The sequence below is a fragment of the Gammaproteobacteria bacterium genome (genome assembly GCA_028817255.1).
Classification (GTDB): domain Bacteria; phylum Pseudomonadota; class Gammaproteobacteria; order Porifericomitales; family Porifericomitaceae; genus Porifericomes; species Porifericomes azotivorans.
The window spans coordinates 1-3,939 of sequence record JAPPQA010000069.1; the positions used below are offsets into that span (position 1 = coordinate 1).

4 protein-coding genes are annotated in these 3,939 nt (G+C 63.4%); all 4 read right to left on the reverse strand.

Annotated elements, in window-relative coordinates; genetic code table 11:
* Positions 1 to 302: 302 nt before the first annotated feature.
* From OXU43_03215 to OXU43_03230, 4 genes are read right to left on the reverse strand one after another with little or no spacing between them, the layout of a single operon-like run.
* Complete coding sequence (locus tag OXU43_03215) at positions 303 to 917, reverse strand: iron transporter (GenBank protein MDD9824169.1); 615 nt, start codon at positions 915 to 917, stop codon at positions 303 to 305.
* Positions 918 to 925: 8 nt separating this feature from the next.
* Entirely contained in the window at positions 926 to 1,729 is an 804-nt protein-coding gene (locus tag OXU43_03220; GenBank protein ID MDD9824170.1) for a PepSY domain-containing protein, read from the reverse strand.
* A gap of 17 nt (positions 1,730 to 1,746) precedes the next feature.
* Positions 1,747 to 2,250 (reverse strand): FMN-binding protein, encoded by a 504-nt coding sequence (locus OXU43_03225; GenBank protein ID MDD9824171.1) that lies wholly within the window; start codon positions 2,248 to 2,250, stop codon positions 1,747 to 1,749.
* A 55-nt stretch (positions 2,251 to 2,305) separates the two neighbouring features.
* Positions 2,306 to 3,661, reverse strand: a complete 1,356-nt coding sequence (locus OXU43_03230) for a porin (protein MDD9824172.1) — start codon at positions 3,659 to 3,661, stop codon at positions 2,306 to 2,308.
* Positions 3,662 to 3,939 lie beyond the last annotated feature (278 nt).

A 3,939-nucleotide genomic window follows, 5' to 3' on the forward strand; every position in this document is an offset into this window, starting at 1 on the left:
CGGGCGGCAGAGGGCGGCTCCCCGGCGCCGGGCTGAATGCGGCGCGGCTATTCCGGATATTGCATGAGCGTCTCCGAGTAGTAGTTCGCGCCGGATTTTACCCTCACCCCAACCCTCTCCCAGAGGGAGAGGGAGAAGAGGGCGCCCTTTCTTCGCTTCCCTCTCCCTTTGGGAGAGGGACCGAGGGTGAGGGCGGGGAATAGCGCACACTTGGGCGCCCCTGGGCGCCCCCGCGCATTCGCGTTGACGGTGGCCGAGGCAGCGCGCCTGAGGCAACGCCGCGCCGCCGCCCGGCATTTATTTCATTCCCGCGTCGCGCGCGCGATTTCCTCGAAGTCCACGTCGCGGAAGCGGAAACTGGCGGGTTGGAACAGGCCCGGGCCGTACTTGCCGCGCCAGTCTTTATGGTAGGCGAGGTCGAATTTGCCCGGCGGCGAGACATGGAACACGACCTCGTAGCGCTCCGCGATCCCGCCCGGCAGGGAGATGTTGCGGGCGTAGTGCAGGTTGTCGCCCAGGTTGATGTGCGGTACCAGATCCGCCACCGTCGAGGCGCCGTTCGCCTGGTTGATCACCTCGGCGCTGACGTGCAGATAGGGCACGAAGCCGCCGCTGACGGCGCCCGGCGGCGCCGCTCCGTCGGCTGCCCAGTTCGCCAGCATTTCCAGGTGTACATGCGTTTTCTCCACGGCCAGGTGGCGCTCGGCCGGCGTTACCTCGTCCTTGATGGCGCCCTCGAAGACGAGGGCGATGCCGGGCGGGATATGCTCCTTGCCGATAATTAATTCGACGGCCTGGACATTGCCCGCGCACAGCAACAGGCAACACGGGAGCAGGAGCCCCCGCAGTCCGCATGCCCTGGCGTGATTGTTGTCATTTTCGCTCGTGCGGCGCCCGGTCGTATTGCTCTTGGTCATAGCGTGAGTCATAGCGTTTTTCCTCCGTTTGCGGGTTGCGTATTTGCGGTGGGTATGCGGCTGTAAGCTCGGTCCGTAGTTTTGCGCCGGCTCCAGAGGAACAGTCCCGTGGCGGCGAGCAGCAGCAGCAGCAGGGCGGCCAAGTCTGCGACGATGATGCCGACGACGCCGAACAACCGGCCGCTGTGCAGGTCGGCCAACAGGCGCTCCCAGCTGATTGAATGGTTGCGGGCATGAGCAAGCGCTTGCTGCCGCAGCGCGGGCGGCGCCCCGGCAGCCTGGTCCGGCAGCGCCCATGCCGGTCGCTGTCCCGTGTAGGGCTGCCATTCGGGCAAGGCCCCGTCCGCAGCGGAGCCGTCCGTGAACCAATTGCCGCGCAGGCCGCGGATCACGATGCCGCCGTCGCCGTCGCCGCCGATATTTTGGACGATGTCCGGCAGACCGTTGCCGAAGGAGAATTCGTCCAGTATTTCGCCGCGCCCGGAAAGCAGCCAGAGTTTGTCGTCGCCCGCGACCCATAGCGTGTTCGGGGTCTCGACGGCGCCTCTGATTGCGGACATCCGGATTTGCCGGACGAGGGAGCCGTCTATGTAAAGGAATTGCCCGGCGTGGGAGAGCCAGCGGCGTCCCAGCGCATAATCGGTCGTGGTGTCCGGCGCGATGCCGTAGAGTTTGACGATGACGGCGGAACCGACATAGGCGTTCCCCAGACCGAGCCGGGAAGCGTGCTGCAACGCCAGGCCCGAGATCGTAAACAGCAGCAGGAAAAGGAAAACGCCCAGCCCTATTTGCCGGTGCCACTTTTCGATCATGACTGTCCGTACCGCTTTCAACGGACGGTATCATGTAGCAGCAAGGCAAGCTCCGCAAGCCGGGTGGCCGCGCGCACGGACAGGGTCGCGCCGGTGATGTTATCTATGCCGCGATCCAGTTTTCCTGTCGGCATCAGTTTGGCGCCGACAAATTGGCGGGTAAATGCGTCGTAGCGAATTTCCCAGCCCCGGCTCTCGCGAAAGATCAGCACTTTGAGTTCCTCGATGCCGGTGGGGGCCACGACGAAGCCGCAGGTAATGGGCCTTTCTTTGCCGATCTCCTCCAGGATCCAGGCACTGCGTCCGTCTTTCGACCAGTAGCGGATCCGGAACTTGGCGTAGCGGTGCCCCAGCACGTTTCGCATTCGCTGCTTCAGGGATTTGTCCGGGTACAGCAGGGAGGCCTCCGGCGGCGCGTTGCCGAACACGCGCTGGATAAAGGCATCGGGCGCCTCATAGACTTGCTCCACCGCCAGCCCCGGCCCCGGCAATGCCGCTAACAGCACCGTCAGCGCCGTCATCGCAGCCGGCCAGGCGGCCAAGGAGGTAGCGGCCGCCTGGCCGGGACGATGAAACTTAGAACTGATAGCCGACTCCCAGATTGAAGCCGTCGTAATCGCGCCCCCGGTCGCCGCTGTTGTCGTGGTCGCGCGACTGGTAGTCCGCCTTCAGCACCGTATCCTCGTTCAGCCAGTAGCTGAAGCCTGCCGTCCATTGCTTGAATCGGTCGCTGGAGCGCCCTCCCGATACATCCGCGAACCGGGCGAATACCCCCAAGGCATCGTTCAATTTGTAGGAGGGCTCAAGGTACCATCCGTCCTGTTTGTCGTATTCCTTTACGGGACCTTCGGCATCAAGGTCCCAGCGGGCGTACAGCGCGCGCAAACCGAGGGGGCCGCGGTTGAACGCGACGTGCGATTCGTACAGCCAGGCGCTGTCAATTGCGCTGCCATCGTCCGCGGGGGTCGCGCCTTGCGTCGGATCGCTCTGGTACTGCAACGACAGGGCCAGTTCGAGACCGGGCATGCCGGTGTATTTGACCCGTCCGGTGTAGGCAAGGTCTTCGGCGACGGCTTCCGCGGTCTTCTGCCGTCCGCTGCGGATGCGCCCGGATAGAGTCGTGCTGGTAGCGGTAGTTGCCGTGACCGGATCTCCTCCCATGGCGGGACCCGTGCCACCTATGGAGAAAGTGGTTCTTGAGCTTGCGCTCTTCTCCATATTCAGGCCTTCGTGCAGCGCCAAGTCGAAACTGATGCCGTTATCCATGCGGTGGGTGTAGCCCGCGCCGCCTGCCCACCAGGTCGTCGGGATGATCACGTTTTCAACCACGTTGCGCTCAACGCCGTAGAAGGTGGGCGGTTCGTGCGTCTCGTTCAGCAGGCCCACCGGCAGCAGGAAGAGGCCGGCTCGGGCGGTGTTGCGGACGTCGAAATCGTATTCGACAAATGCCTGTTCCAACTCGACCTCCCCCGGCGCCTCGTCGCCGGCCAGCGAATGTTCGAGTTCCAGTTCGGAGAAGAAGCGCAGGCGGTCGGAGTAGTCGTAACCGAAGAACAAGACGAAGCGGTGGAAATCAATTTGCTTTTTGTCGCGGCTGCTGTCGTCGGCGCTGAGGTTGTTGTAGTGCAGTTCGCCGTAACCGCCGATGTGCAGATTGTCGAGGGTGGAAGGCTGTTCCTCCGCCTCCTCGATGGCCTCGGCAGCGGCCTCCAGCGCCTGTGCGTTGTCGCTTACTTCCTCCTCCATCTGTTCCAGCCTTTGTTCCGCCTGCTCCAGCTTCCGCTTCAGTTCCTCTACCGTTTGCCGCAGTTCCCGGAATTCCTGCTCGTCGGCGGCCAGCGCCGCGCTGGGGGCCGCGGCCGATAAAAGCACGGCGCAGGCGGCCGCTATGGCCGCCAGGGCGTGGATTCTGGGCTGAATCTTGGCTTGCATCGTAGGTGCCTCCGCTAATCTCCGTTCTGCTCGATTGATTGATGCTAATGATAATGCTTATCATTTGTATTCTTGTCAAGTCTATGCGAGAGGGCGCTCGTTGGTATGGAATTTCCTGCCCGATTCCCCGCCGGCACAGGCGCCGCGCCCGGTACGGAGAGAGGTATGTCAGGGTATGGCCCCCCCTCAAGCCGTTCCGCAATCGAGGGGAAAAGACTCCCACCCCGCGCCGCCCAACCTACCCCGCTATTCCTGCCCCCGTTAATGCAGTAAAGACA